The sequence below is a fragment of the Pseudomonas sp. K5002 genome, from assembly GCF_013386655.1.
Lineage (GTDB): Bacteria > Pseudomonadota > Gammaproteobacteria > Pseudomonadales > Pseudomonadaceae > Aquipseudomonas.
In genome coordinates this window covers 250-1,039 of record NZ_JACARK010001413.1, presented here as the reverse complement: position 1 = coordinate 1,039, position 790 = coordinate 250, and the positions used below count along the sequence as shown (strand labels likewise).

Below are 790 nucleotides of genomic sequence, written 5' to 3'. Positions count from 1 at the left end.
TGCGGTGGCCCTGGCCAACCCGCAGCAAGTGGCCCAGGAAGCCGAATTCATCATCGTCATGGTGCCCGACACCCCGCAGGTCGACGATGTGCTGTTCCGCGCCGACGGCGTTGCCGCAGGTCTTGGGCCGAACAAAGTGGTGATCGACATGAGTTCGATCTCGCCCACCGCCACCAAGGCCTTCGCCGCGAAGATCAACGAGACCGGCGCACGTTACCTCGACGCCCCGGTGTCCGGTGGTGAAGTCGGTGCCAAGGCCGGCACCCTGAGCATCATGATCGGCGGCGACCCGCACACCTTCGAACGCGCCCTGCCGCTGTTCCAGGCCATGGGCAAGAACATCACCCTGGTGGGCGGCAATGGCGATGGCCAGACCGCCAAGGTGGCCAACCAGATCATCGTTGCGTTGAACATCCAGGCGGTGGCGGAAGCGCTGCTGTTCGCCTCGAAGAACGGCGCCGACCCGGCCAAGGTGCGTGAAGCACTGATGGGGGGTTTTGCTTCGTCGAAAATCCTCGAAGTGCATGGCGAGCGCATGATCAAGGGCACCTTCGATCCGGGCTTCCGCATCAACCTGCACCAGAAGGATCTGAACCTGGCCCTGGCCGGTGCCAAGGAGCTGGGGATCAACCTGCCGAACACCGCCGGCACGCAGCAGGTGTTCAGCACCTGCACCGCCATCGGTGGCGGGAACTGGGACCACTCGGCGCTGATCAAGGGCCTGGAACATATGGCGAATTTTTCGATTCGCGATAAATAACGCCCGTTGAAATGCGATCGAATGTGGGAG

The 790-nt window shown here is 62.8% G+C and carries 1 protein-coding gene; it reads left to right on the top strand.

What is annotated here, in order from left to right:
* Positions 1 to 760 (top strand): NAD-binding protein (locus HX846_RS36805; protein WP_178967414.1); only part of this gene is annotated, 760 nt, incomplete at its 5' end.
* Positions 761 to 790 lie beyond the last annotated feature (30 nt).